Source organism: Cobetia sp. cqz5-12, assembly GCF_016495405.1.
Taxonomy (GTDB): Bacteria; Pseudomonadota; Gammaproteobacteria; order Pseudomonadales; family Halomonadaceae; genus Cobetia.
In genome coordinates this window covers 1,898,254-1,921,329 of the sequence record NZ_CP044522.1, presented here as the reverse complement: position 1 = coordinate 1,921,329, position 23,076 = coordinate 1,898,254, and the positions used below count along the sequence as shown (strand labels likewise).

Sequence of the window (23,076 nt, the reverse complement as noted above, 5' to 3'; positions counted from 1 at the left end):
CCCTGACTGACAACGGCGAAACGAGAGAAAATGATATGACAGTTTTATGTCAGACAGGCTCTCGCTCATCGACCAGGCCGCGCTTGAGCAACTGGTTCGTGAGGCGATTGAGCAACAATCCGTACATCGGCAGGAACAGCAATATCGAGATGGCCAGCTTGATCGCGTAATCCACCCAGGCGATCTCGACCCAGTGAGCCGCCATGAAGGCATCAGGCCCATTGCGGAACGCCACCGAGAAGAAGGCAAAGGTGTCAGCGAGATTGCCGAACAAGGTCGACGCCAGCGGCGCGATCCACCAGTGGGCATTGCGACGCAGACGATCGAATACCTGGATGTCGAGCAACTGGCCGATCACGTAGGCAATGAAGCTTGCCAGCGCGATACGTGCCACGAACAGGTTGAAGTCAGCCAGTGCTTCTACCCCTGCAAAGCTGCCCGCCTGAAACATCACCGACACCATGTAGCTGACCAGCAACGCCGGCAGCATGACCAGCGCAATGATGCGCCGCGCCTGATACTTGCCGAACAGACGCACCGTCAGATCCGTTGCCAGGAAGATGAACGGGAAACTGAAGGCGCCCCAGGTGGTATGGAAGCCGAACAGGGTCATCGGCAACTGTACCAGGTAATTGCTGGCGGTGATGATGAGGATGTGAAACAGGGCCAGGGCGACGAGTGCGCGCTGCGTCTGGGCAGACGAGAGGAGTAGCATTGCAGGTCCTTTTTGGATCAAAGCCGTCGTCCAGGGGTGAGGGAACCCTGTCACGAGCGTGTTGAGGTTTGCATCGTTCATTCTGACATCGCTGCCATCGACCGGCCTTCGGCCGCTGACGCCTTGGCGCAAGCGATTGAGCGCTACTGGCAAGCGGCAGCCGACATGCTCCACTGACAACCGCAAGGAGGCTTGCACGTCGTCAGAACGCAAAATGGCCGCGCATCGTATCACGATGCGCGGCCATTGACAGGTACCTGCGGGTAAAATCTGGCCAGAGGGTCAGGCCGTCTGTCTCCCTTGGCACCCCTTACGTTGCAAAGAAAGCGATGCAATGAAAGCGAGTATCAGAGTCACTTCTTCCAGATGCTGGCATCGACCTTGCCCTTCAGCTCCGGGAACTGCTCCGGATCAAAGGTCGGTTCCTTGCCGGCCTTATGCTGACGGTCGTAATCCTTGAAGATACGGAAGGCCAGCGGCGACAGCAGCAGGATGGCGATCAGGTTGATCAAGGCCATCGCACCCATCGACAGGTCCGCGAAGTTCCAGATGTTCTTCAGGCTGGCGACAGCACCGAGCATGACCATGCCGAGGACGGCGAAGCGGTAGACCATGATGACGGCCTTGGCGTTCTTCTTGCCTGAGATGTACTCGATATTGGACTCACCATAGGAGTAGTTGGCCACCAAGGAGGTGAAGGCGAACAGCAGAATGGCGATCGCCACGAAGCCGCCACCCCAGCTACCGACCTGTGAGGACAGCGCCGCCTGAGTGATCTGGATGCCGTCATTGCCGCCATCGTTGCCCAGGGTGCCGCTCATGATGATGATGGCTGCGGTCGCGGTACAGATGACCAGGGTGTCGATGAACACGCCCAGCATCTGGACGAAGCCCTGAGACGCCGGGTGCTTGGTGGTCGCCATCGCGGCGGCGTTCGGGGCGGAACCCATACCCGCTTCGTTGGAGAACAGACCCCGCTTGATGCCGTTCATCATCGCCTGGGCGATGGTGTAACCCAGCGCGCCACCCGCGGCCTGCTCAAGACCGAAGGCACTGCGGAAGATGGTACCCAACGCCGCCGGAAGCTCGGTGATGTTGATGGCCACGACGAAGATGGCCAGCAGCAGATAGAGCAGCGCCATGATCGGCACGATCAGCTCGGCGGTACGCGTGATGCGCTTCATGCCACCGAAGATGATCGGCACCATGACCACGACCAGCACCACACCCATGATCCACGGCGGCACGCTGAAGGCCTGCTCCATGGCCAGCGCGATGGAGTTGGACTGCACGGAGTTGAAGGCCAGACCGAAGGCGATGATCAGACACACGGAGAACAGGATCGCCATCCAGCGCTGACCGAGGCCCTTCTCGATGTAGTAGGCCGGGCCACCACGGAAGGTATTGTCATCATGGGAGACCTTGTAGGCCTGCGCCAGAGTGGACTCGATGAAACTGGTGGACATGCCGACCAGCGCCGTCATCCACATCCAGAAGATGGCGCCCGGGCCACCCAGGGAAATCGCCACGGCGACACCGGCGAGGTTACCGGTACCGACGCGCGCCGCCAGAGAGGTGGCCAGTGCCTGGAAGGAAGAGATGCCGCCTTCGCTGCCCTGACGAGATGTGGCCAGCAGCTTCCACATGTGTCCGAAATAACGGAACTGGATACCCTTGGTCATGACCGTGAAGAAGAGACCCGCTCCGATGAGCAGGTAAATCAATACACTGCCCCACAGCAGGCCATTGCCTGCATCGATCAACGCCAGGATCGGCGCTGGAATGATGGACGTTGTTTCCGACATGTCGGTCTCGCTTTGGCGGGTTTTTGGTCTTGTCGACGCTGGCAGAGCAACGGAAAGCCCATGACTTTCCTGCGACTGACAGCGAGCAACCACTACGATCGGGTTGCTCGACATGCTTTGGTGAGCGCCATTCTTCATATCCCACGGGGATAAGCAAGAAGAGCCCACTGTAAAGCGGTCTTCTACGCCCGAATTCTAGGGGAAAAATAGCGTAATGGCGGTGTTTTTCACTGCGACCTAGACTTTAGATGAACACGGGAATGTTTCACGTCTTGTTTGGCTCGGGCATAATGCGCCCCCTTCCGGAAGTCGCCGCCTGCCAGTGGCGGCTCAGGACTTGTCGGGCGCATGCTCGCGACTCATCGATTGCCGTTGCGCAACGGCGATCCCGTGAGTGTGCGCTGCGATCAGGCGGTGCAACTCCCTGACACCCACGCACCATAACCGCCATAACGGCACCCGGTAGCGCGCTTTGTCCCGGCGCCTGCCTTTGATTACAGGTGATACATGGAACTGACCAGCTACGCGGCGTCCCCGCTTTCGCTGCTCGCCCCGATCATAGCCATCGGTCTCGCAATACTGACACGTCGTGTCATGCTCTCCCTCGGGCTGGGTATCGTGTCAGGCGCCCTGCTGCTGAATGATTTCTCGCCACTCGTCACGCTGCACTATCTCTGGCAGCAGCTGGTTGCCGTCTTCATCGAGATGCCGGACAGCGGTCAGCTGGCCGAAGCCAGCCTCAATAGCTGGAATGTCTATATCCTGCTGTTCCTTCTGGCATTGGGTGCCATGGTCGGCGTGATCACTCTGGCAGGTGGCACCCGTGCCTTCGGCAACTGGGCGCGGGCGCGAGTCACTACACGCCGTGGCTCGCAGCTGATGACCGTGCTGCTGGGGGTATTCATCTTCATCGATGATTATTTCAATAGCCTGGCCGTAGGCAACATCTGCCGTCCGCTGACCGATCGTCAGGGACTGTCGCGCGCGCGCCTGGCCTATCTGATCGATTCCACCGCCGCGCCCGTCTGCGTGCTGACGCCGATCTCCAGCTGGGGTGCCTACATCATCAGCCTGATCGCCGGTATCCTGGCAACGCATCACATCACGGATGTCAGTCCGTTCGGTGCCTTCCTCGAGCTGTCCGCCCTCAACTACTACGCGATTGCGGCGCTGGTGCTGGTGATCGCTTCGGCCTGGTTCGACATCAACTTCGGCGCCATGCGCCGCCATGCCATCGCGGCGCGCGACGGTGAGCTTTTCGATGCCAAGCGCGGCAACCCGCCGGGCAACACCCATGTGGAAGAGTCCGAGCGTGGCCGTCCCATGGACCTGCTGATCCCGATCATCGTGCTGGTCATCGCGACCTTCTTCATGATCGTGCAGACCGGTGCCAGCGCACTGGCCGCCGAGGGCGAGGCCTTCGGCCTGATTCGCGCCTTCGAGCTGACGGATGTCGCCAAGTCGCTGATCATCGGCGGCGCCATCGGCCTGCTGGCCGCGGTAGCGATGCTGCTGCGGCATCGCATGGGCGCTGGTCGCAGTCTCAGCGCCATCGCCCAAGGCGCCAGTTCCATGCTGCCGGCCGTCTACATCCTCGTCTTCGCCTGGTTGCTGACCGGCATCATCGGCTCTCTGGGAACCGGCCAGTACCTGGCCACGCTGGTCGAGGGCGTCGTGTCTCCGACCTGGCTGCCGATGCTGCTGTTCGTGCTCTCCGGCCTGATGGCCTTTGCCACCGGCACCAGCTGGGGCACCTTCGGCATCATGCTGCCCATCGCCGGTGACATGGCGGCCGCCACCGAGCTCGCCATGATGCTGCCGATGATGGGCGCGGTGCTGGCCGGTTCCGTGTTCGGGGATCACTGCTCGCCGATTTCCGACACCACCATTCTGTCCTCGACGGGTGCCAGCTGCCATCACATCGATCACGTGATGACCCAGCTGCCCTACGCCCTGCTGGGTGCCGCGATCTCGTTGATCGCCTACCTGGTGATGGGCCTGACCGACAGCACCCTGTTCGGCTGGTTGAGCCTGGCGGGCCTGCTGGTCATCAGCATTGCCTGGCTTGCACGCCGCGAGATGGCCAATCCGGTCGTGGCACGCACCTGATGCAATAAATGCCACCTTGCTGAAAAAAAGCCCCCGCCATCTCATGGCGGGGGCTTTTTCATTATTGGAGCAGCGCGAGCCGCGTAATGGGGCCGCGATATCACTGCATCGGTTCATGCTCTCCAGTTCATGCGCTGCGTGCCTCACTCGCCTGACCGACGCCGGCCTCGCTCAGCGCCTCACGCACATCCTCCAGGCTTGAGGGGTCATCTATCGTCGAGGGCACCTGGTATTGCTCGCCCGCGGCGATCTGACGGATCATCTTGCGCAGTATCTTGCCGGAGCGTGTCTTGGGCAGGCGCTCGACGATCAGCACCTCCTTGAGCGAGGCAAAGGCCCCGATTTCCTGGCGTATCCGCTGGGCAAGCTCGGCGCACAGGCTGGCTTCATCCCCCTGCCAGCCATCCTTGAGAATTACCAGCCCCAACGGCATCTCGCCCTTGAGCGAATCCTCGATGCCGATCACCGCGCATTCCGCGATCGCGGCGTGTGCACCGAGCACCTGCTCCATCTCGCCCGTCGAAAGCCGATGCCCCGCCACGTTGATGACATCGTCAATGCGCCCCATCACGAACAGATAACCCTGCTCATCGAAGTAGCCGCCATCACCGGACAGGTAATAGCCTGGGTAGGCGGCAAGATAGGCAGCATGGAAGCGTCCGGGGTCCTGATAGAGTCCGGTCAGGCAGCCCGGCGGCAACGGCTGACGCAACACGACATTGCCCTGCTCTCCCGTAGGCACCTCATCTCCCATGCCATCAAGAATCTGCACATTGAAGCCCGGCAACGGCCAGGTGGCGCTGCCGGCACGCGCCTCGACCGGCGCCTTCACCTCGCGGCTGCCTTCGGTGAACATGTCAAGCCCCAGCAGGTTGCCGGCGATGGGCCAGCCGGTTTCGGTCTGCCACCAGTGATCGACGACCGGCACCGGCAGCAGATCGGCGAGCCAGTGATAGGTCGGCGGATCCAGCCGTTCTCCGGCCAGGAACAGACTGCGCAGGCTGGAAAGGTCGTAATTGGCCATATGACTGGCTTCCGGGTCTTCCTTCTTCATGGCGCGAAACGCCGTCGGTGCAGTGAAGAAGCAGTTGATGCGGTATTCCTCGATCAAGCGCCAGAAGGCTCCGGCATCCGGTGTCTTGACCGGCTTGCCTTCATACATGACGGTACTGGCCCCCATCAAGAGCGGGCCATAGACGATATAGGAGTGGCCGACGACCCAGCCGATGTCCGAGGCCGCCATGAAGGTATCCCCGGGGCGGGTCGCATAGAGAAGCTCCATTGAATAATGCAGCGCCACGGCGTAGCCGGCGTGATCACGCACCACTCCCTTGGGCTTGCCGGTGGTGCCGGAGGTATAGAGGACATAGAGAGGTTCGCTGCCCAGCATGCTGACCGCTTCGGTGGCCTGGGCGCTGGCCAGACAGTCATGCCAGTCATGATCACGCGGCCCGAGTGTCGCCCGCTGCTGTTCACGCTGCAGGATCAGACAGGCTTGCGGAGTGTGCTCGGCAAGCTCGATGGCTTCATCCAGCCAGGGCTTGTAAGGAATGATGCGATCGACTTCCACCCCGCAGGACGCTGCCATGATGACCTTGGGCGTGGCGTCATCGATGCGCACCGCCAGCTCCTTGGGGGAAAAGCCGCCGAAGACCACCGAATGCACCGCCCCGAGACGTGCACAGGCCAGCATCGCCATCATGGCCTCGGCGACCATCGGCATGTAGAGCACGACACGGTCGCCCTTCTCCACCCCGAGGTTGCGCAACACTCCCGCCAGCAGGGCCACCTCATCACGCAGCTCACGGAAAGTGTATTGCCGCTTGCTCTGCGTGACCGGTGAATCCCAATACAACGCGACCTGATCCGCTCGGCCATTGGCGACGTGATGGTCCAGCGCGGCATGGCAGATGTTCATCTCGCCATCGATGAACCAGCGCGCATGCTGCTGCTCATCCCAGGCCAGAATGGTCTGCGGCGGGCGAAACCAGGCGATGCGTTGCGCCTGCTCAGCCCAGAAGTCTTCTGGCGTCTCGTTGGCTCTCGCCGTCAGGGCGAGATAACGCTCGCGTGCACAGGAGTGATTGACGTCGGGCATGGCGTACCTCGTGATCCACGAATGGCTTTGTGGGCATCTCTTGCCTGTCCTGGCGCAAGACCTTGTCTCCGGGGCCCGTTGGCCGGACCTCTTTTCATGTCGCCACGTCGCCACGTCGCCATGGATGTTGCTATCGAGCGACGCACCTTGAATCTTGCCTGGCACCCGCCAGCCAAGGGCGATGCGACAAATGACGGTGGAGAAAGGATAGGCAGTACAGAGACACCTGAACCGATAGTTACGTTGAAACCTTAGGCCAAAAATCGCCCTTCAAACGCGCCCGGCCCACCGTTTTCAGCGTCTGATGGTCTTATACTCAATCCTTGGTCGCAGACGACCTGACAGCGTGAAAGGCGTCATTCGCGCAATAAAACATACGCTTGAACACGGTCTCACAGCAGATGCGACAAAAAGTCAAAGCCTGAGAACGACAAAGACGATGATTTATCGTTTAAGATTGCCTTGGACGTAGCACGCGGAGTTATTGATCATTCACTAAAACAAGGTTAGGTCATAACAACATGCCAATGGCCCATTGCGTCCCTCGGGATGCACCAAGATAGACCGACCGGGAGAGACAGCATGAACGCAACACTTTCTACAGCTGCAAGGAACAACCCCATGCCAGTGTCCAGCGATGCCATCACCCTGCACCAGGCCGGTGACCGCGTCATCGAAGAAGCCACTGCCCTGCTCAAGGCGATGGGCAACGAGAACCGCCTGCGCATCCTGTGCCTGCTCAGCGACAGCGAAATGTCGGTGAGCGAGCTCAACTCGCGCCTGGAACTGTCGCAATCCGCGTTGTCGCAGCATCTGGCGATTCTGCGTCGTGAAGGCATGGTGCGCACGCGCCGCGCTTCACAGACCATCTACTATTCGCTGCAAGGCCCCAACGCCGCAGGCGTCATTCGCGCCCTGCAGGATCTCTATAACTGAAAAAGGGCGCCAGCCGGTGACTGACGCCCTTTGAGGGGAATGTCGCTGAGTCACGCTGATCGTGACCCGCTAGACATCTGTATCACTCGCCGACTCCAACAAGATCGGGCAGGCCACGGAATGGCCTTCCAAACCTCTCCTCTTCGTACGCGATGACACTCTGCCGCTTATTGCTGATGCCAGCGCGACTCCGCATTGCGCTCCAGCACGCGGTCCAGCACACGATCCAGACTCGATGTCACGCCCTTGCCGAAACGGTCCATCACGCGACGCGGCTTCTCGAGACTCACCTCGAAGATCTTGACCTCCTCCTTCAGATAGCGCGCCAGCAACGCCTGACTGGTACCGACCTCGTCGATCAGACCGATATCGATGGCTTCACTGCCATACCAGATATCGCCCTGGGACACTGCCTCGACGTCCAATTGCGGACGACGGCTGCCGACATGCTGCTTGAACAGCTCATGGGTGCGCGCCAGGTCCGACAGAAACTTCTCACGCCCTTCTTCACTGTTCTCGCCAAGCATGGTCAAGGTGCGCTTGTAACGTCCCGCCGTCAGAATCTCGACATCCACATCATGCTTCTTGAGCAGACGGTGCACGTTGGGCACCTGAGCCACGACACCGATCGAGCCGATGACCGCAAAGGGCGCTGCCACCACGTGGTCCGCCGCACAGGCCATCATGTAGCCGCCACTGGCCGCGACCTTGTCGACCGTGATCGTCAGGCGCGCGCCACTGGCACGCAGGCGGTCCAGCTGGGCCGCAGCCAGACCATAGGCGTGCACCAGGCCACCACCGGACTCCAGTCGCAGCACGACCTCATCCTGCTCACCCAGCACACCTTCCAGCGCAGTGATCTGCTCCGCCAGGCTTTCCACACCGCTGGCCTTGATGTCGCCGACGAAGTCGAGCACGAAGACCCGACGCCCACGCGCACTGACCGGCGCATCGTCCTTGTCCGCATTGCCGCCCTTGTTGGCTTTCGCCTTGGCCTTGAGCGATTTCTTGAGCGCCTTGGCTTCCTGCTTGTGCTTCTTGGCCCGCGCCTTCTCCTTGGCGGCGTACTCGGCCTCTTCCAGTCCGGCGTGGCTCAATTCGCGTTGATAGCCCTTGATGCGCTCATGCCAGGGGCGAATCTTCAGCTTGGCCTGGCGCTCACCCGCTTCCCCCTGACGTGCACGTGCAATGATGAGCACGATGGCCGCGATCGCGACCACCACGGTGATCGCCTGAGCCAGAAAGAGGCCGTACTGTGAAATCCATTGCATGCACTTGCTCCTGAAACATTGAAGAAGGTGTCTGATCTCTCGCCAGCACATGAGCGACGATCGCTCGCTCTCGAGTGCATGGCTGTCAGGCAGAAGGTCAAGACATCTGCCACACGACCAGGACCCCATAACGAAATCACCGGCTAGGGGGCCGGTGCGGGATGGTACTCGATATGGGGGCAAGCTTGCCCGCCTGCAAGGCTGGCAGGCGCCTGTGCGGGTTCTCCAGGTGGCATGAACGCCACCCGTACTTTATCTCTGTACGTTACTTCTGCACATTATCTCTGCACGCTATCTCTAAAGGGTTCAGAGCTGAGCGCTGAAGCGCGGAACACGCCAGATCGATCACACGACTTGATTGGAACGATCGTTTGAAATAGTCTGATGTCAGTCTTGAAGGCCAACAGCGTGATCACTTCATGGTGAGCAAGGTGATGAACGACACCCCACCCCTCGCCATGCACGTCATCTTTCCCCGTGATCATTGGCCTTTCTCCACCGCTAGCACTGACAAGGAATATCATCATGGCCGACGCCAACGCCGTCATCGACATGCTCAAGAGCCGTTTCAACCCCGAAGCCGCCAAGGGCATGGATGAGGTCTTTCAATTCAACATCACCGACAGCGATGACTACTACATGGTCGTCAAGGACGGCACGCTGGACGTCGGCGAAGGTGAGCACGATGATCCGTCCGTGACCCTGAGCACCGACAGCGACACCCTAAAGGGCGTGATGAAGGGCGAAGTCGACGGCATGCAGGCCTTCATGACAGGCCGCCTGAAAGCCACCGGCAACATCATGCTGGCCACCAAGCTGACGTCTCTGTTTCCGAACAAGTAAGCGTCTGCTTGAGCAGGTGCACCGCTGCGAACAAGCCCGATAGAAAGGTTCGCTTGATACACCAGCCAAAGAAAACGCCCCGGCCAATGGTCGGGGCGTTTTCTTTGGGGAGAGGTTTGGCGTGAGGCGCGCAATATCAGCGGCCCGTCGCCACCGAGCGCAGGAAGTTGTCGATCAAGGCATGCGAGATCGAGAACTTCGGCGGCAGCCCCGGCAAGTCTTCCGGCGTGAACCACTGGGCATCCTCGATCTCGACACCATCGATGGTGATGTCGCCACCGGCATATTCCGCGTAGTAGCCCAGCATGAACGAGTGCGGGAACGGCCACGACTGGCTCTGGAAATAGCTGACTCGCCCGACCTCGATACCGACTTCCTCGTGCACCTCACGCCGCACGGCTTCCTCGGCACTTTCACCGGCTTCGATGAAGCCCGCCAGGGTCGAATACATGCCCGGCCCGAAGCGCGGACTGCGCGCCAGCAACATCTCGCGGCCCCGGGTGATCAGCGTGATGATGCACGGCGAGATACGCGGGTAGCTGCGATGCTGACAGCCGGTGCAGTGCATGGCGAATTCATGCTCCAGACGCTTCATGCGCTTGCCACAACGGCCACAGAATCGATGGTCACGCAGCCACTTGAGTACCTGCAGCGCGCTGGAAAGCAGCGGAAACTGATCGCGGGGCAGCGTATGCAGCCACTGACGCGCGGCGGGCCAATCGGCACTGCCATTCTCACCGAACACCGCAATCGGCGCGCCCTGCCATTCCCCAAGGGCCACGGCGCCGCTGGGCCAGTCCGCGATGGGCTGAATGATGCCGCCATCTGGCGCAGGCGCCACGCCATCACGCCCCACGCGAATCAGATAACCATGGCGCCGGGTCACACGCGAGAGATCACGAATCAACATCAGGCGTCGTCTCCGCGATTGCCTCGGCTGTCCAGGCTGGCGCCATCAAGAGCGGCGCCATCAAGACTGGCACTATCAAGACTGCCCAGTGCATCGATCGAGAGGCGATCGAACAGGCATTCATCCGCCTTGCCACGAATCTCTTCACACCAGGCCGAGTGACGCTCAAGCTCCAGCGCGGAAAGCCCGGGCGTGACCAGGCGTGGGCGATCGGCACGCAGGCGACGAACCCCGACGATACCGCCCTCCTCGCCATCGCCTTCCTCTATCACGTCCAGGCCCAGCGCCGTCTGGCCACCGGTCATCGCCAGATAGACATCGCCGAGAATCTCGGCATCCAGCAAGGCGCCGTGCAGCACACGATGCCCGTTGTCGATATCGTAGCGCTTGCACAACGCATCCAGATTGTTGCGCTGTCCGGGGTGCTTCTCTCGGGCCAGCTTCAGGGTATCGAGAATGGCGCAGTGATCGGCGACCGGGCCCAACGGGTTGGTACGCCCGGGATTGATCAGCCCGAATTCGTGATCGATGAAGCCCACATCGAAGGGCGCATTGTGGATGACCAGCTGGGCACCCTTGATGAAGTCCCAGAAGGCATCGGCAATCTCGGCGAAGACCGGCTCGTTGGCGACTCGCTCATCGGTAATGCCGTGAACCCCGATCGCCTCTGCATCGATCAAGCGCTCAGGATTGACGTACTGGTGGTAGGTGCGTCCGGTCAGGCGGCGGTTGATCATCTCCACCGCGCCGATCTCGATCAGGCGATGGCCTTCCTTCGGATCGATACCTGTCGTTTCGGTATCGAGAATAATCTGACGCATCTCAGACCTCTTGGTAAACAGTGACAGCTCCCTGACCGGCCTCTGCCTTGAGCTTCAGCTTCGGGCCGCATACCAGGGTGCCTCAATATCGGATCCTGCATGTCCGTGCTCACACATGACTGGCCACCGTGCTCGGCGTGCATGCCAGTCAAGGCACTCAACGGCGTCGCTGCATCTCGTCGATGGCCTCGTTGGCCAGCGCATCGGCGCGCTCGTTGCCCTCATCGCCACTATGCCCCTTGACCCAGCGCCACTCGATATCATGACGCTCACTCTGGGCCAACAGTGCTTTCCACAGGTCTTCATTCTTGACCGGCTGCTTGGCTGCCGTCTTCCAACCGCGCTTGACCCAGCCGTGCACCCACTTGGTGATGCCGTTCTTGACGTATTCGGAGTCGGTCCACAGCACTACCTGACAGCGCTTGGTGAGCGCCGTGAGCGCCTCGACCGCTGCCATCATCTCCATCCGATTGTTGGTCGTCTGGGCCTCACTCCCCTTGAGTTCCTTGCGATGCTTGCCACTGACGAGAATCGCGCCCCAGCCACCCGGGCCCGGGTTGCCACGACAGGCTCCATCGGTGTGGATGACCACGCGAGTCGGCGCAGCCTTGGATTCGGACGTCGCAGCGGCGGAGGGATTCTGGGATTCGGGCGTGGATGCACTCTGGCTCACAAACGGCACTCTCGACAAAGGAAACGAAGACGGGCAGGTACGACGGCGCTGGCTGTCACGTCAGGGGCAAGCCCGGCTCGCGCAGGCGGGGCTCGAAACCGCCCCCCTGGCAATCACTCGCCGGGAGCCACCACGCGACCACAGCAGGCTTCGCCGCAATGAGCGCCATTCTACCCACTCGCATCCAGCATGGCCAAAGTCCCTGTGTTTTTTTACAGCTCTCACCGAGCTGAAGCTTTATAGATAAGGGAGCCCTGCAGCGAGCTGCCGAGCTAGCCTCGTTCAGATAACTCCTTGCGCGACTCACGCTTCATGTGGCCCTCCCGCGAATGCACCCGCGTGGCCTGCCCGATGGAGACACCGGGGATGGCGACACGCGGTCGCTTGGCATTCAAGGGTTGTACGTACCCGACATTGCGTCGCGCCCGTATCAGCATCAGGCTGCCCAACGGCAGGTTGTAGCGGCGCCCCATGCGTTCAAGCCAACCGTGTCGCAGGCGTAACCCCGGCAGATGGAAGCCGGCATAGTCGATACGCTCGATCTCGAAATCCACGAAGGCCAGCCAATCGCGCAGGGCCGCCGGCGTTCGCCAGCTTCCCTCCCAGGGAGTGATGTGGCGACGGCGCGGGTCCAGACGCAGCAGCCCCTCGCCAGAGAGAGGCTGCCAGGCCACGATGACCAGACAGCCACTGGAGCGCAGGACACGGGCCGCCTCACGCAGCAGTCGGTGCGGCTCTGGCGCCACCTCCAACAGATGGTGGAGCATCACCAGATCCATGCTCTCGTCCGGCAATGCCAGCTGGGTCAGCGGGCAGATCAAGGTGGACGGCGACTCGGCAAGCGCCGCCTCGGGACTCCATTGGATGGCATGACGTATGGCAGAGAGTGACAAGAGGTCATTGCCCCCCGGCCCCAGATTCAGGCTGTGAAAACCGAAGCAGCGCTCGAACAGCGGCGTCAGCATCTCGCGCTCCGCCGTCAGGATATCCTGCCCATCCGGGCCCTCGAAAAAGGCACGCATGGCGCGCACATGGGCACTCAATTGGCGCGCATGCTGCCGCTGGCGCTCCTCGGCGGTCAGGGACGCGCTGGCCTTGTCCGCGCCGGATTCATTCACACCAAAGGGGCCTTTCCACATCTTGCATCTCCCGGGCTTCAGGCGGGGAGACACTCCCCACGGCATAGACAGGCTTTGACACTTGTCTACATTCTCACACCATAAGAGGTTTGACACTTACCCGCTGGCTCGTCAGGCTTGTTATCCGGAAAATTCAGATTCCCGCCAAGAATCAGTCCACTGGACATCATCGTGCTGGCTGTTGGCCTTGCAATTGATGGCGCTCATGGACGTTGGCACAGGCGGCCAGTCGTGACTTTTCCAGCTGGGCTTCCTTGGAGGAACCGGCATCAACCACCCGGCACCCGATCGCACACGGCGAGCCTGACCGGGAACGAAATCCCGACAAGCGAGTCTTGAACAGGACTGTGGCACCGAGCGTCTCGACACGCCCGGCCCGACACTCAGGATAGAGTGAAGCAAGGTGTTGCCCAACATCCTGCGAATGACCCATAAATATGCGTTGTCGATGATAGAGCCCTCGGATTACCCCTCCCGCCCACATACTCGGCTATGGGAGCGGCCAGGGGAGCGGCCAGGAGCACGTCCGTCCTGAGCCGTCTGTGAGCATGATCTGATGCCGCTTTCGACAACTAACTCTCAGTAAGGAGTCGATCCAACCGCCTGCCCATCAGCCTTGCAGGCGACGATGACATGCCATGTTCATCTGCTTCAGCCTGGCCGAACCCTCGGCGAGGAAGTATGAAGCCACTTTTCGCGTCAATGGCCTGTCATTGCTTCGATCGACGACTGCAAGACATCAAGAGCACCTGACCACCATGATGAGCGTAACGCCCATAGCGGCCTTTCAGGACAACTACATCTGGTTGATACAGAGCGACGACAACCCCCGCGTGGCGGTCGTCGACCCCGGTGATGCACGTCCGGTGATGGAGGCCTTGGAGTCCAGGGGCCTGACCCTCGACACCATTCTCATCACCCATCACCACCAGGATCACACCGGCGGCCTGCCGGAGCTGATCGAACGCTATCAACCTCGCGTGGTTGGCCCGCACAATCCGGCCATCCACGGTATCGACGAACGTGTCGGCGATGGCGACAGCTTCCGCCTGCAGGGCCGCCTCTTCGAGGTGATGGAAGTGCCGGGCCATACGCTGGATCACATCGCCTTCGCAAGCTCCGGCATGCCGGGTCTGCTGTTCTGCGGCGACACCCTGTTCAGTGGCGGTTGTGGGCGCCTGTTTGAAGGCACGCCAGAGCAGATGCATCACTCCCTGTCGCGCCTCGCCGCCCTGCCGGAAGAAACGCTTGTCTTCCCGGCACACGAGTACACGCTGGCCAATCTGGCCTTCGCCAGTGCCGCCGAGCCGAACAACCCGGCGCGAGATACCCTCAACGCAGAATGTGAACAGCTGCGTTCACTGGGCCGCCCCACGCTGCCCACCCTCATCGGCCGAGAAAAGCAGATCAATCCGTTCCTGCGCACGGATGAGGTGGCGCTGCAACGCCACCTCGAGCAGGAAGGTCGCCTCTCGGCACCCTCGGGTCAGGAAGATTCTCCACTGGCAGCCTTCACGGCACTGCGTCAGTGGAAGGACAACTTCTAGCCCTGCTGCCCGCGTGCCATTGCCCCCGTTCTGACGCCACCCAGTTGAGCGGCTGCAGCACGGCGTAAATGGCATTTCGCGTGACAGCGGGTCGAGAACATTCCTGATCTCGATCAGCCCCCGCAGTCACTGATTCGTGCCGGCATGACCGGCCAGCCGAGCCGCTGCTGACCCATCCAGCCGCGGCTCGCCAGAGAGTATTTCGTCAATGCATCAGCAAGACCTCCGTACCGACGGCCAGATGGCCGCCGACACGCCGTGTCGTGTCACTCCGACCCAGGCCCCCTTCCGTCCGGCTCGACTGCGTCACCTGATTCGCCTCGCCTCTCTGGGCGCTACCCTGTGCCTGATGCCGCTGACCGCCAGCGCCAATTCAGCAATGGTGTCCGGGGTCTCGCCCAGCAGTGAGTATCAGCGAGCCCCACTGAACTTCATGGAGGCCGTCGACGCCATTCCCGCACGCTACGACGACGTCTGGGAGCGCCTGCGCGCCGGCTATCAACTCCAGCAGGACACCGGTCGTCCACGCGTGCGCAAATGGATCAGCTGGTATCAGGAACACCCCCACCACGTGGAGCGTATCGCGGAACAGGCCCGCCCCTGGATTCGGTACGTGACACTGCGTACCGAAGCACGTGGCCTGCCGGCAGAACTGGCACTGCTGCCCTTCATCGAGAGCGCCTACGATCCGGACGCCGCGCATCCGGGCGGTGCGACTGGCATGTGGCAGTTCATGCCGCGCACCGGTGACGCCATGGGGCTGACACGCAACCGCTGGTATGACGGTCGCAAGGATGTGTTGCTGTCCACGGATGCCGCACTGGATTACCTGGAGACCCAGGGCGAGCGCTGGTATGACGGCGACTGGGAGCTGGCGCTGGCCGCCTACAATGCCGGTGCCGGCACCGTGAACCGCGCACGCCGCCGCGCCGGTGGCGATGAAGATTACTGGAACATCAAGCTGCCCAACGAGACCATGGAATACGTGCCGAAGCTTCTGGCACTGGCCGCGGTGATTCGCGACCCTGAAGAATATGGGCTTTCGCTTCCGAAGATTGACGACAGACCGGAAATCGCGGCCGTCGAGACGGGCGGACAGCTGGACCTGTCCACCGCCGCCGAGCTTGCCGGCATCAGTGAAGATGAGCTGCGCGCCCTGAACCCGGCTTACAAGCGCTGGGCCACCACACCCGGTGACAGCTCGCTGGTCATTCCCGCCACCGCCCGCGACACCTTCCTCAGTCAGCTGGCGACGCTACCTGAGGAAGCGCGTCAGAGCTGGGCCAGCTATCGTGTGAAGCGCGGCGATACCCTGTCCGTCATCGCACGCCGCAATGGCCTGACGCTGTCCGAGCTGAAGCAGAAGAATCGTCTCTCGGGCAACACCATCCGCATCGGCCAGGCATTGATGGTGCCGGACCGCGGCGCCTCGGTGGCCACCCAGCTGGCCTCGGCCAACGGCGAGAAGAAGGTGCGCGTGAAGAGTGGCGACTCCCTGTCCTTGATCGCCGCACGTCACAATGTCAGCACCCGACAGCTCGCGCGCTGGAACAAGCTGTCATCTGCGGACTATCTGCGCCCCGGTCAGATGCTGACCCTTTACAGCGTCAACTGAGCCTTCAGCCCGACTGAGCCAGTCGCTTCACGCGTCTGGCAATGACCGTGATACGCGACTCCCCAACGCCCCTGCCATCCGTGATGGTGGGGGCGTTTGCGATTCAAACGCCGCAGCATGGCCGCTGACAGGGAACTTCGTTACTCTTGGCGGGGTCGATGCAAGGAGACCGGCCGCAGCCCGGCGCGTGACGCAGTCCTTCCGTACCGCTTCTGCAGCTCTCCTTCAGCTCACGGCAGCTCAGGTAGTGTGTCGATGGCCGGCCACACTTGTCGACAGCCGCGCAGGCTCCCCAAGCCAGCGGAGTTGATAGCGAGTCAGGCGCAAACCAGCCGCGCTGCTCATATGCTGGTCATTTCATCACGGCCGCGAGGCCCGGGTCATTCAGTCAAGGAAGTCTTCGATGCAGCGTGTTTCTTCACTCACCCACCGCCGCTGGGCCGCGCTACGTGCGCTCTGCCTGGGAGCGCTGATGGTGAGCGGCTCGTTCACTGCCACGGCCAATGCGGCTGAGTCCAATACGGCCAAGTCCACTGCGAATAGCGAGCAACCTGCCGATTCACGCCCCAGCGCCGACATGGCGCCGGGCACACAGACAACCAGCACCGCCCCCACCTCGAACGTGCAGACACCGCTGGACGTCCCGACCGTGCATGGCCTGGCCATCTATGGCGAGCCCGCCCACAAGCCCGGCTTCACGCACTTCCCTTACGTCAATCCTGAGGCGCCGGTTGGCGGCCGCATGACGCGCGCCGCCATCGGCAGTTTCGACTCCACCAATCCCTTCATTCTCAAGGGCAATTCGGTGGCGGGACTCAACTACTTCGGCGGACTGATCTACGACACCCTGATGATCCCCTCCGCCGATGAGCCCTTCACCGAATACGGATTGCTGGCCAGCGGCGTTCGCCTGGCCAAGGACCGCAGTGCCATCGAATTCGATATCGATCATCGGGCGCGCTTTCACGATGGTGTAGCGGTGACTGCCGAGGATGTCGTCTTCACCTATCGCCTGCTCAAGGATGAAGGCCTGCCGTTCTTCAAGAGCTACTACCACGATGTCACCGGCGTCAGCGTGATCGATGCTGACACCGTGCGCTTCGAGATGGCGCCAGACGCCGCGCGCGAATTGCCGCTGATCATCGGGCAGCTACCTGTGCTGCCGGAGCACTATTGGAAGAGCCGAGACTTCACGCGCGCCACCCTGGAACTCCCGCTGGGTTCCGGCCCGTATCGCATGGCGTCTCTGGATGCCGGCCGCCAGGTTCGCTACGAGCGTGTCGACGATTACTGGGGCAAGGACCTGCCGGTCAACAAGGGTCGCCACAATATCCAGACACTGGTCTACGACTACTACCGCGATCAGACCGTGTCACTGGAAGCCTTCAAGGCTGGCAGCATCGATCTGCATGTCGAGAGCAGCGCCAAGAACTGGGCGACCGCCTACGACACCCCCGCGCTTCACGAGGGCCGCCTGAAAAAGCTGGAAGTTCCGGACAGCAACCCAGCGGGCATGCAGGGCTTCGTGCTCAACGAGCGCCGCGAGCGCTTCCAGGACCCGAAAGTCCGCGAGGCACTGGCGCTGGTCTTCGACTTCGACTGGATCAACCGCAACCTCTTCTACGGCGCCTACCAGCAGACCCACAGCTATTTCGAGAATTCGGACATGGCCGCGGATGGCATGCCCACCGGCAAGGAACTCGCACTGCTTGAGCCCTTCAAGGATGAGCTGCCCAGCGCGGTCTTCGACAAGCCTCTGCCGATCGATGAGCCACAGGAATTGCGCCCTCGCCTGCGCAAGGCGTTGGGGCTGCTGCGCGAAGCAGGTTATGAAGTGGTCAAGGGCCAGCTGGTCAGCCGCAGCAGCGGCAAGCCGCTGACGCTTGAGGTGCTCAATTACGACACCCAGTTCGAGCGCATCATTCAACCGTGGATTCGCAATCTGGCGCGCATCGGCATCAAGGCGCGGATTCGCACCGTCGACGTCAACCAGTACATCAATCGCCGTCGCAGCTTCGACTTCGATGTGGTGGTCGGCAGTTATCCGCAGTCCAACAGCCCTGGCAGCGAGCAGCGTGAATACTGGACCAGCGACTATGCCGACGTGGCTGGCTCACGCAATCTGATCGGCCTGAAAAGCCCGGTGGTGGATGCCCTCACCGATGCCTTGATCCAGGCGCAGACCCGCGAAGACCTGCTCAGTGCGACTCGGGCGCTCGATCGCGTGCTGCGCTGGGGCTTCCATGTCGTGCCCCAGTGGCACCTGGCGGCGACGCGCATCGCGCTCTGGAACAAGTTCGGCTATCCGCAGCCCTTCCCGGAATACCAGCTGAGTCTGGATAGCTGGTGGGTCGAGCCCGACAAGGATGCCTCGCTGGAACCAGGCGAATGAGCCGGACGCTGAAATCCAACAACTAAGCCCGACCCACAAGTCCGACGACTGAACAGGCACAGCGAACCAGCTCGACAGATGCGCCTGGTGAATGAACGTCGCGACTGACATCTCGCGCATGCCGCAACGACACAAACAAACGATGCCCTCCGCAACGTACGTCAGATGCCGACAATGGAGGGCACGCAGGGAGATTGCCATTGGGTGCCTATATTCTGCGCCGGATTCTGTTGATGATTCCGACGCTGCTCGGAATCCTGTTGCTGAATTTTCTGATCGTTCAGGCCGCCCCCGGTGGCCCGATCGAACAACTGATGTCACGTCTGGATGGCATGAGTGCCGGTGCCAGCACCCGCCTCAACAGTGGCGGCGGTGATGGTGTCACCAGCGGTGGCGGCGGTGGTGCCTCGACCTATCGCGGTGCATCAGGGGTCGACCCGGCCTTGATCGAGGAGCTGGAGCAGCAGTTCGGCTTCGACAAGCCGGTCTGGGAGCGCTTCACCGACATGGTCGTCGACTACGCGCAGGTCGATTTCGGCGACAGTTTCTTCCGTGATCGCCCGGTGATCGACCTGATGCTGGAGCGGCTGCCGGTCTCCATCTCGCTGGGGCTATGGACCACACTGCTGGTCTATCTGGTCTCGATCCCGCTGGGTATCCGCAAGGCACTGATGCACGGCTCGCGCTTCGACATCTGGACCTCCGGCGTCGTCATCGTCGGCTACGCGATTCCGGGCTTCCTGTTCGCGATCCTGTTGATCGTGGTCTTCGCCGGCGGCAGCTATCTGGACTGGTTCCCGCTCCGAGGGCTGACCTCGCCGGACTTCGAGGAGCTGTCCACCGTCGGCAAGATTCTGGATTACTTCCATCACATCGCCCTGCCGGTGCTGGCCTCCGCCATCGGCAGCTTCGCGACCCTGACGATGCTGACCAAGAACAGCTTCCTGGACGAGATCCACAAGCAATACGTCCTGACGGCACGCGCCAAGGGAGCCAGCGAGAACCGTATCCTCTACGGGCATGTCTTCCGCAACGCCATGCTGATCATCATCGCCGGGTTGCCAGCGGCGCTGGTCGGCATCTTCTTCACCGGTTCGCTGCTGATCGAGGTGATCTTCTCCCTCGACGGCCTGGGGCTGCTCGGCTTCGAGGCTGTCCTGCAGCGCGACTATCCGCTGATCTTCGGCACGCTGTATCTCTATACCCTGATCGGCCTGATCCTGAAGCTGGTCTCTGATCTGATGTATGTGTGGATCGACCCGCGCATCGACTTCGCGACACGGGAGGCCTGACATGCGTCATGAGACAACCCTTCACGAGACACCCGCTCACGACAAGAGCGACGACAGCCAGCAGGCACTGCATCGGCCGCGCGCCTCTCGCCTGTCGCCCATCACCCGACGGCGCATGGCGGCCTTTCGTGACAACCGTCGCGCCTGGTGGTCGCTGTTGATCTTCGGCGTGCTGTTCCTGCTCTCGCTGGGGGCCGAGCTGATCGCCAATGACCGCCCGCTGCTGGTCGAGTATCAGGGCGAGACCTACCTGCCGATGCTGCACGAGTATCCTGAGACCACCTTCGGCGGCTTTTTGCCCACCGCCACCGACTATCGCGACCCCTATGTGATCGAGGCCATTGAAGCGCAGGGCTTCATGCTCAACACCTTGATTCCCTACTCCTACGACACCCTGGATCTCAATCTGGGCTCTCCGGCGCCGTCGGCTCCCAATGCCCGTCATTGGCTGGGCACCGATGATCAAGGCCGTGACGTACTGGCGCGCGTCATCTATGGCTTCCGACTGTCGGTGATCTTCGCGCTGGTACTCACGGCGGGGTCGCTGGTGCTGGGGGTGTTGATCGGTGGCGTGCAGGGCTACTTCGGCGGCAAGGTCGACCTGATCGGCCAGCGTCTGATCGAGGTATGGTCTGGCCTGCCGGTGCTGTTCCTGCTGATCATTCTCGCCAGCATCGTCGAGCCGAACCTGTGGTGGCTGACCGGCATCATGCTGCTGTTCTCGTGGCTGGGCATCGTCGATATCGTACGCGCCGAATTCCTGCGCGCACGCAATCTGGAATACGTGCGCGCCGCTCGCGCCATGGGCCTGCCCTCGCGCCTGATCATGTGGCGTCATGTGCTGCCCAACGCGATGGTCGCCACCCTGACCTTCATCCCCTTCCTGTTCACGGGCGCCATCACCACCCTGACCGCACTGGATTTCCTCGGCTTCGGCCTGCCGGCCGGTTCACCCTCGCTGGGCGAGCTGGTCGCACAGGGCAAGAACAACCTGCAGGCACCATGGCTGGGCATGACCGCCTTCCTGAGCCTCGGCATCATGCTGACGCTGTTGGTCTTCATCGGCGAAGGGCTGCGCGATGCCTTCGACCCACGTCATATCAGCGCCCGGGAGCAGAACGCATGAGTCATTCCTCCATCCCCCCGACGCCATCCCCGAGCGCGGAAAATGAAAGCAACACTCCCTGCGTGCTGCGCCTTGATGACCTGTGCATCCGCTTTGGCAAGACACCGGTGGTCAAGCACCTCTCGCTTGAGGTCAGGCGTGGCGAATGCCTGGCTATCGTCGGTGAGTCCGGCTCAGGCAAGTCCGTCAGCCTGCTGGCCAGTCTCGGGCTGCTGCCGGGCCATGCCCATGTCACTGGGCAGCGCGAATTCACGCGCCCTGGCGGCAAGGCGCTGGATCTGGCCGCGCTGACGCCACGCCAATGGCAGCGGGTGCGCGGCGGTCAGATCGGCTTCGTGTTCCAGGAGCCGATGACCTCGCTCAACCCACTGACGCGTGTCGGCGAACAGATCAGTGAAAGCCTGCGCCTCCAGCAGGGGCTGCGTGGCAATGCCGCCCGCCAGCGAGTGCTGGAACTGCTCTGCCAGGTGCAGCTGCCGCGCCCCGAGGAGTTGATCGATGCCTGGCCGCACCAGCTCTCTGGCGGCCAACGCCAGCGCGTGATGATCGCCATGGCGATGGCCAATCAGCCACCGCTGTTGATCGCCGACGAACCGACCACGGCGCTGGATGTCACCGTGCAGCAGGAAATACTCCAGCTACTGGATCGCCTGCGTCGCGATCAGGGCATGGCGATGGTTTTGATCAGTCATGACCTCAATCTGGTGCGCCGTCACGCCGACCGCGTGATCGTGATGCGCGACGGGGAATGCATCGAGCAGGGGCGCGTCGACGAGGTATTCGATGCGCCGCAGGCCGATTACACCCGCGAGCTGCTGGCCGCCGAACCCGAAGGGCACGCCAGCGACTTGAGTGCCGAGGACGCCGCGACACCGGTTCTGGCCGCACGCAAGCTGGAGGTGCGCTTCTCGCGCAGCAAGAAGCTTTTCCAGAAGCGCCCCGCGGACTTCATCGCCGTTCATCCGCTGGATCTGACCTTGGCGCGCGGCGAGACACTTGGCGTGGTCGGGGAATCGGGTTCCGGCAAGACGACACTCGCCCTGGCGCTCTTGAAGCTGCAGGCCGCCAAGGGCGAGATCCACCTCGAGAACGAACGCATCGATACGCTGGATCGCAACACGCTGCGCCTGCGTCGCCGCCAGATGCAGATCGTCTTCCAGGACCCCTATGGATCGCTATCCCCACGCATGCCGGTGGCGGACATCATCAGTGAAGGTCTGCGCTTTCACCATCCAACACTCAGCGAAGACGAGGTTCGCCAGCGGGTGGCGCAGGTACTTGAGGAAGTCGAACTGCCCTCGGCGTGTGCCGATCGCTATCCCCATGAGTTCTCCGGCGGCCAACGTCAGCGTATTGCCCTGGCGCGCGCGCTGATCCTTGAGCCCAGACTGCTGGTACTCGATGAGCCCACCTCGGCACTGGACCGCAGCGTGCAGAAGCAGCTGATTGCCCTGCTGCGTGAACTCCAGACGCGCCGAGGCCTGAGCTATCTGTTCATCAGCCATGACCTGGCGGTGGTTCGCGCGCTATCCCACCGCGTAATGGTGTTGCGTGAAGGCCGCCTGGTGGAAACGGGCACGACAGCTGAAGTGCTCGGCAACCCGCGCGAGGACTATACGCGCGCCTTGATACAGGCCGCGGGTCTGGCCTGACACTGGCTGACCTGAGCTGACCTGAGCTGACCTGCTCTGATCTGCCCGATCAATACGATCACCCTGCTCGGGCACCTACAGGTGATGAGCAGGGCATTGCCGCATTGCAGTCAATGCACCCCTGCGTTGCAA

The 23,076-nt window shown here is 61.8% G+C and carries 17 protein-coding genes; 9 read left to right on the top strand and 8 right to left on the bottom strand.

The features are described from left to right. Window positions 1–49: 49 nt before the first annotated feature. Window positions 50–715: a 7-cyano-7-deazaguanine/7-aminomethyl-7-deazaguanine transporter gene (locus tag F8A90_RS08205; RefSeq protein WP_200019710.1), complete on the bottom strand. Its 666-nt coding sequence runs from the start codon at window positions 713–715 to the stop codon at window positions 50–52. A 353-nt stretch (window positions 716–1,068) separates the two neighbouring features. Next, complete coding sequence (locus tag F8A90_RS08200; protein WP_200019709.1) at window positions 1,069–2,520, bottom strand: alanine/glycine:cation symporter family protein; 1,452 nt, start codon at window positions 2,518–2,520, stop codon at window positions 1,069–1,071. A 507-nt stretch (window positions 2,521–3,027) separates the two neighbouring features. Here F8A90_RS08200 and F8A90_RS08195 point away from each other — a divergent pair. After that, entirely contained in the window at window positions 3,028–4,629 is a 1,602-nt protein-coding gene (locus F8A90_RS08195) for a Na+/H+ antiporter NhaC family protein (RefSeq protein WP_200019708.1), read from the top strand. 127 nt (window positions 4,630–4,756) lie between these two features. Here the strand turns inward: F8A90_RS08195 and F8A90_RS08190 are convergent, their stop codons facing one another. Further along, the gene (locus F8A90_RS08190; protein ID WP_200019707.1) at window positions 4,757–6,727 is read right to left on the bottom strand and encodes an acetate--CoA ligase; all 1,971 of its coding nucleotides are present in this window, start codon (window positions 6,725–6,727) and stop codon (window positions 4,757–4,759) included. Between the two features lie 621 nt (window positions 6,728–7,348). On the opposite strand from F8A90_RS08190, the gene F8A90_RS08185 reads away from it, so the two are divergent. Continuing rightward, a complete protein-coding gene (locus F8A90_RS08185; RefSeq protein ID WP_054556050.1) occupies window positions 7,349–7,663 on the top strand; it encodes an ArsR/SmtB family transcription factor in 315 nt (104 codons plus the stop codon). Window positions 7,664–7,830: 167 nt separating this feature from the next. Here F8A90_RS08185 and sohB read toward each other — a convergent pair whose 3' ends face one another. After that, a complete protein-coding gene (gene sohB, locus F8A90_RS08180; protein WP_200019706.1) occupies window positions 7,831–8,934 on the bottom strand; it encodes a protease SohB in 1,104 nt (367 codons plus the stop codon). A gap of 525 nt (window positions 8,935–9,459) precedes the next feature. Between sohB and F8A90_RS08175 the strand changes: the two genes are divergently transcribed. Then, window positions 9,460–9,777: an SCP2 sterol-binding domain-containing protein gene (locus F8A90_RS08175; protein ID WP_043332726.1), complete on the top strand. Its 318-nt coding sequence runs from the start codon at window positions 9,460–9,462 to the stop codon at window positions 9,775–9,777. 136 nt (window positions 9,778–9,913) lie between these two features. Here F8A90_RS08175 and nudC read toward each other — a convergent pair whose 3' ends face one another. From nudC to F8A90_RS08155, 4 genes are all read right to left on the bottom strand, one after another. Then, on the bottom strand, window positions 9,914–10,687 hold the full coding sequence (gene nudC / locus F8A90_RS08170; RefSeq protein WP_200019705.1) for an NAD(+) diphosphatase: 774 nt from the start codon (window positions 10,685–10,687) through the stop codon (window positions 9,914–9,916). Further along, a complete protein-coding gene (dnaQ, locus tag F8A90_RS08165; RefSeq protein WP_200019704.1) occupies window positions 10,687–11,508 on the bottom strand; it encodes a DNA polymerase III subunit epsilon in 822 nt (273 codons plus the stop codon). Before dnaQ ends, nudC begins: the two co-directional genes overlap by 1 nt. Window positions 11,509–11,665: 157 nt before the next feature. Continuing rightward, complete coding sequence (gene rnhA / locus F8A90_RS08160) at window positions 11,666–12,100, bottom strand: ribonuclease HI (protein ID WP_233593642.1); 435 nt, start codon at window positions 12,098–12,100, stop codon at window positions 11,666–11,668. A 353-nt stretch (window positions 12,101–12,453) separates the two neighbouring features. Then, window positions 12,454–13,320: a class I SAM-dependent methyltransferase gene (locus F8A90_RS08155; protein WP_200019702.1), complete on the bottom strand. Its 867-nt coding sequence runs from the start codon at window positions 13,318–13,320 to the stop codon at window positions 12,454–12,456. Between the two features lie 758 nt (window positions 13,321–14,078). On the opposite strand from F8A90_RS08155, the gene gloB reads away from it, so the two are divergent. From gloB to F8A90_RS08125, 6 genes are all read left to right on the top strand, one after another. Further along, a complete protein-coding gene (gloB, locus tag F8A90_RS08150; protein ID WP_200019701.1) occupies window positions 14,079–14,867 on the top strand; it encodes a hydroxyacylglutathione hydrolase in 789 nt (262 codons plus the stop codon). A gap of 208 nt (window positions 14,868–15,075) precedes the next feature. Continuing rightward, window positions 15,076–16,482, top strand: a complete 1,407-nt coding sequence (locus tag F8A90_RS08145) for a LysM peptidoglycan-binding domain-containing protein (protein ID WP_233593605.1) — start codon at window positions 15,076–15,078, stop codon at window positions 16,480–16,482. A gap of 403 nt (window positions 16,483–16,885) precedes the next feature. After that, a complete protein-coding gene (locus F8A90_RS08140; protein WP_233593604.1) occupies window positions 16,886–18,874 on the top strand; it encodes an extracellular solute-binding protein in 1,989 nt (662 codons plus the stop codon). Window positions 18,875–19,074: 200 nt separating this feature from the next. Beyond that, window positions 19,075–20,166, top strand: coding sequence for a microcin C ABC transporter permease YejB (locus tag F8A90_RS08135; RefSeq protein WP_200019700.1), 1,092 nt, complete (start codon window positions 19,075–19,077; stop codon window positions 20,164–20,166). Between the two features lies 1 nt (window position 20,167). Then, window positions 20,168–21,292: an ABC transporter permease gene (locus F8A90_RS08130; RefSeq protein ID WP_192838200.1), complete on the top strand. Its 1,125-nt coding sequence runs from the start codon at window positions 20,168–20,170 to the stop codon at window positions 21,290–21,292. Beyond that, window positions 21,289–22,944, top strand: a complete 1,656-nt coding sequence (locus tag F8A90_RS08125; RefSeq protein WP_200019699.1) for an ABC transporter ATP-binding protein — start codon at window positions 21,289–21,291, stop codon at window positions 22,942–22,944. Before F8A90_RS08130 ends, F8A90_RS08125 begins: the two co-directional genes overlap by 4 nt. The last annotated feature ends 132 nt before the right edge of the window (window positions 22,945–23,076 follow it).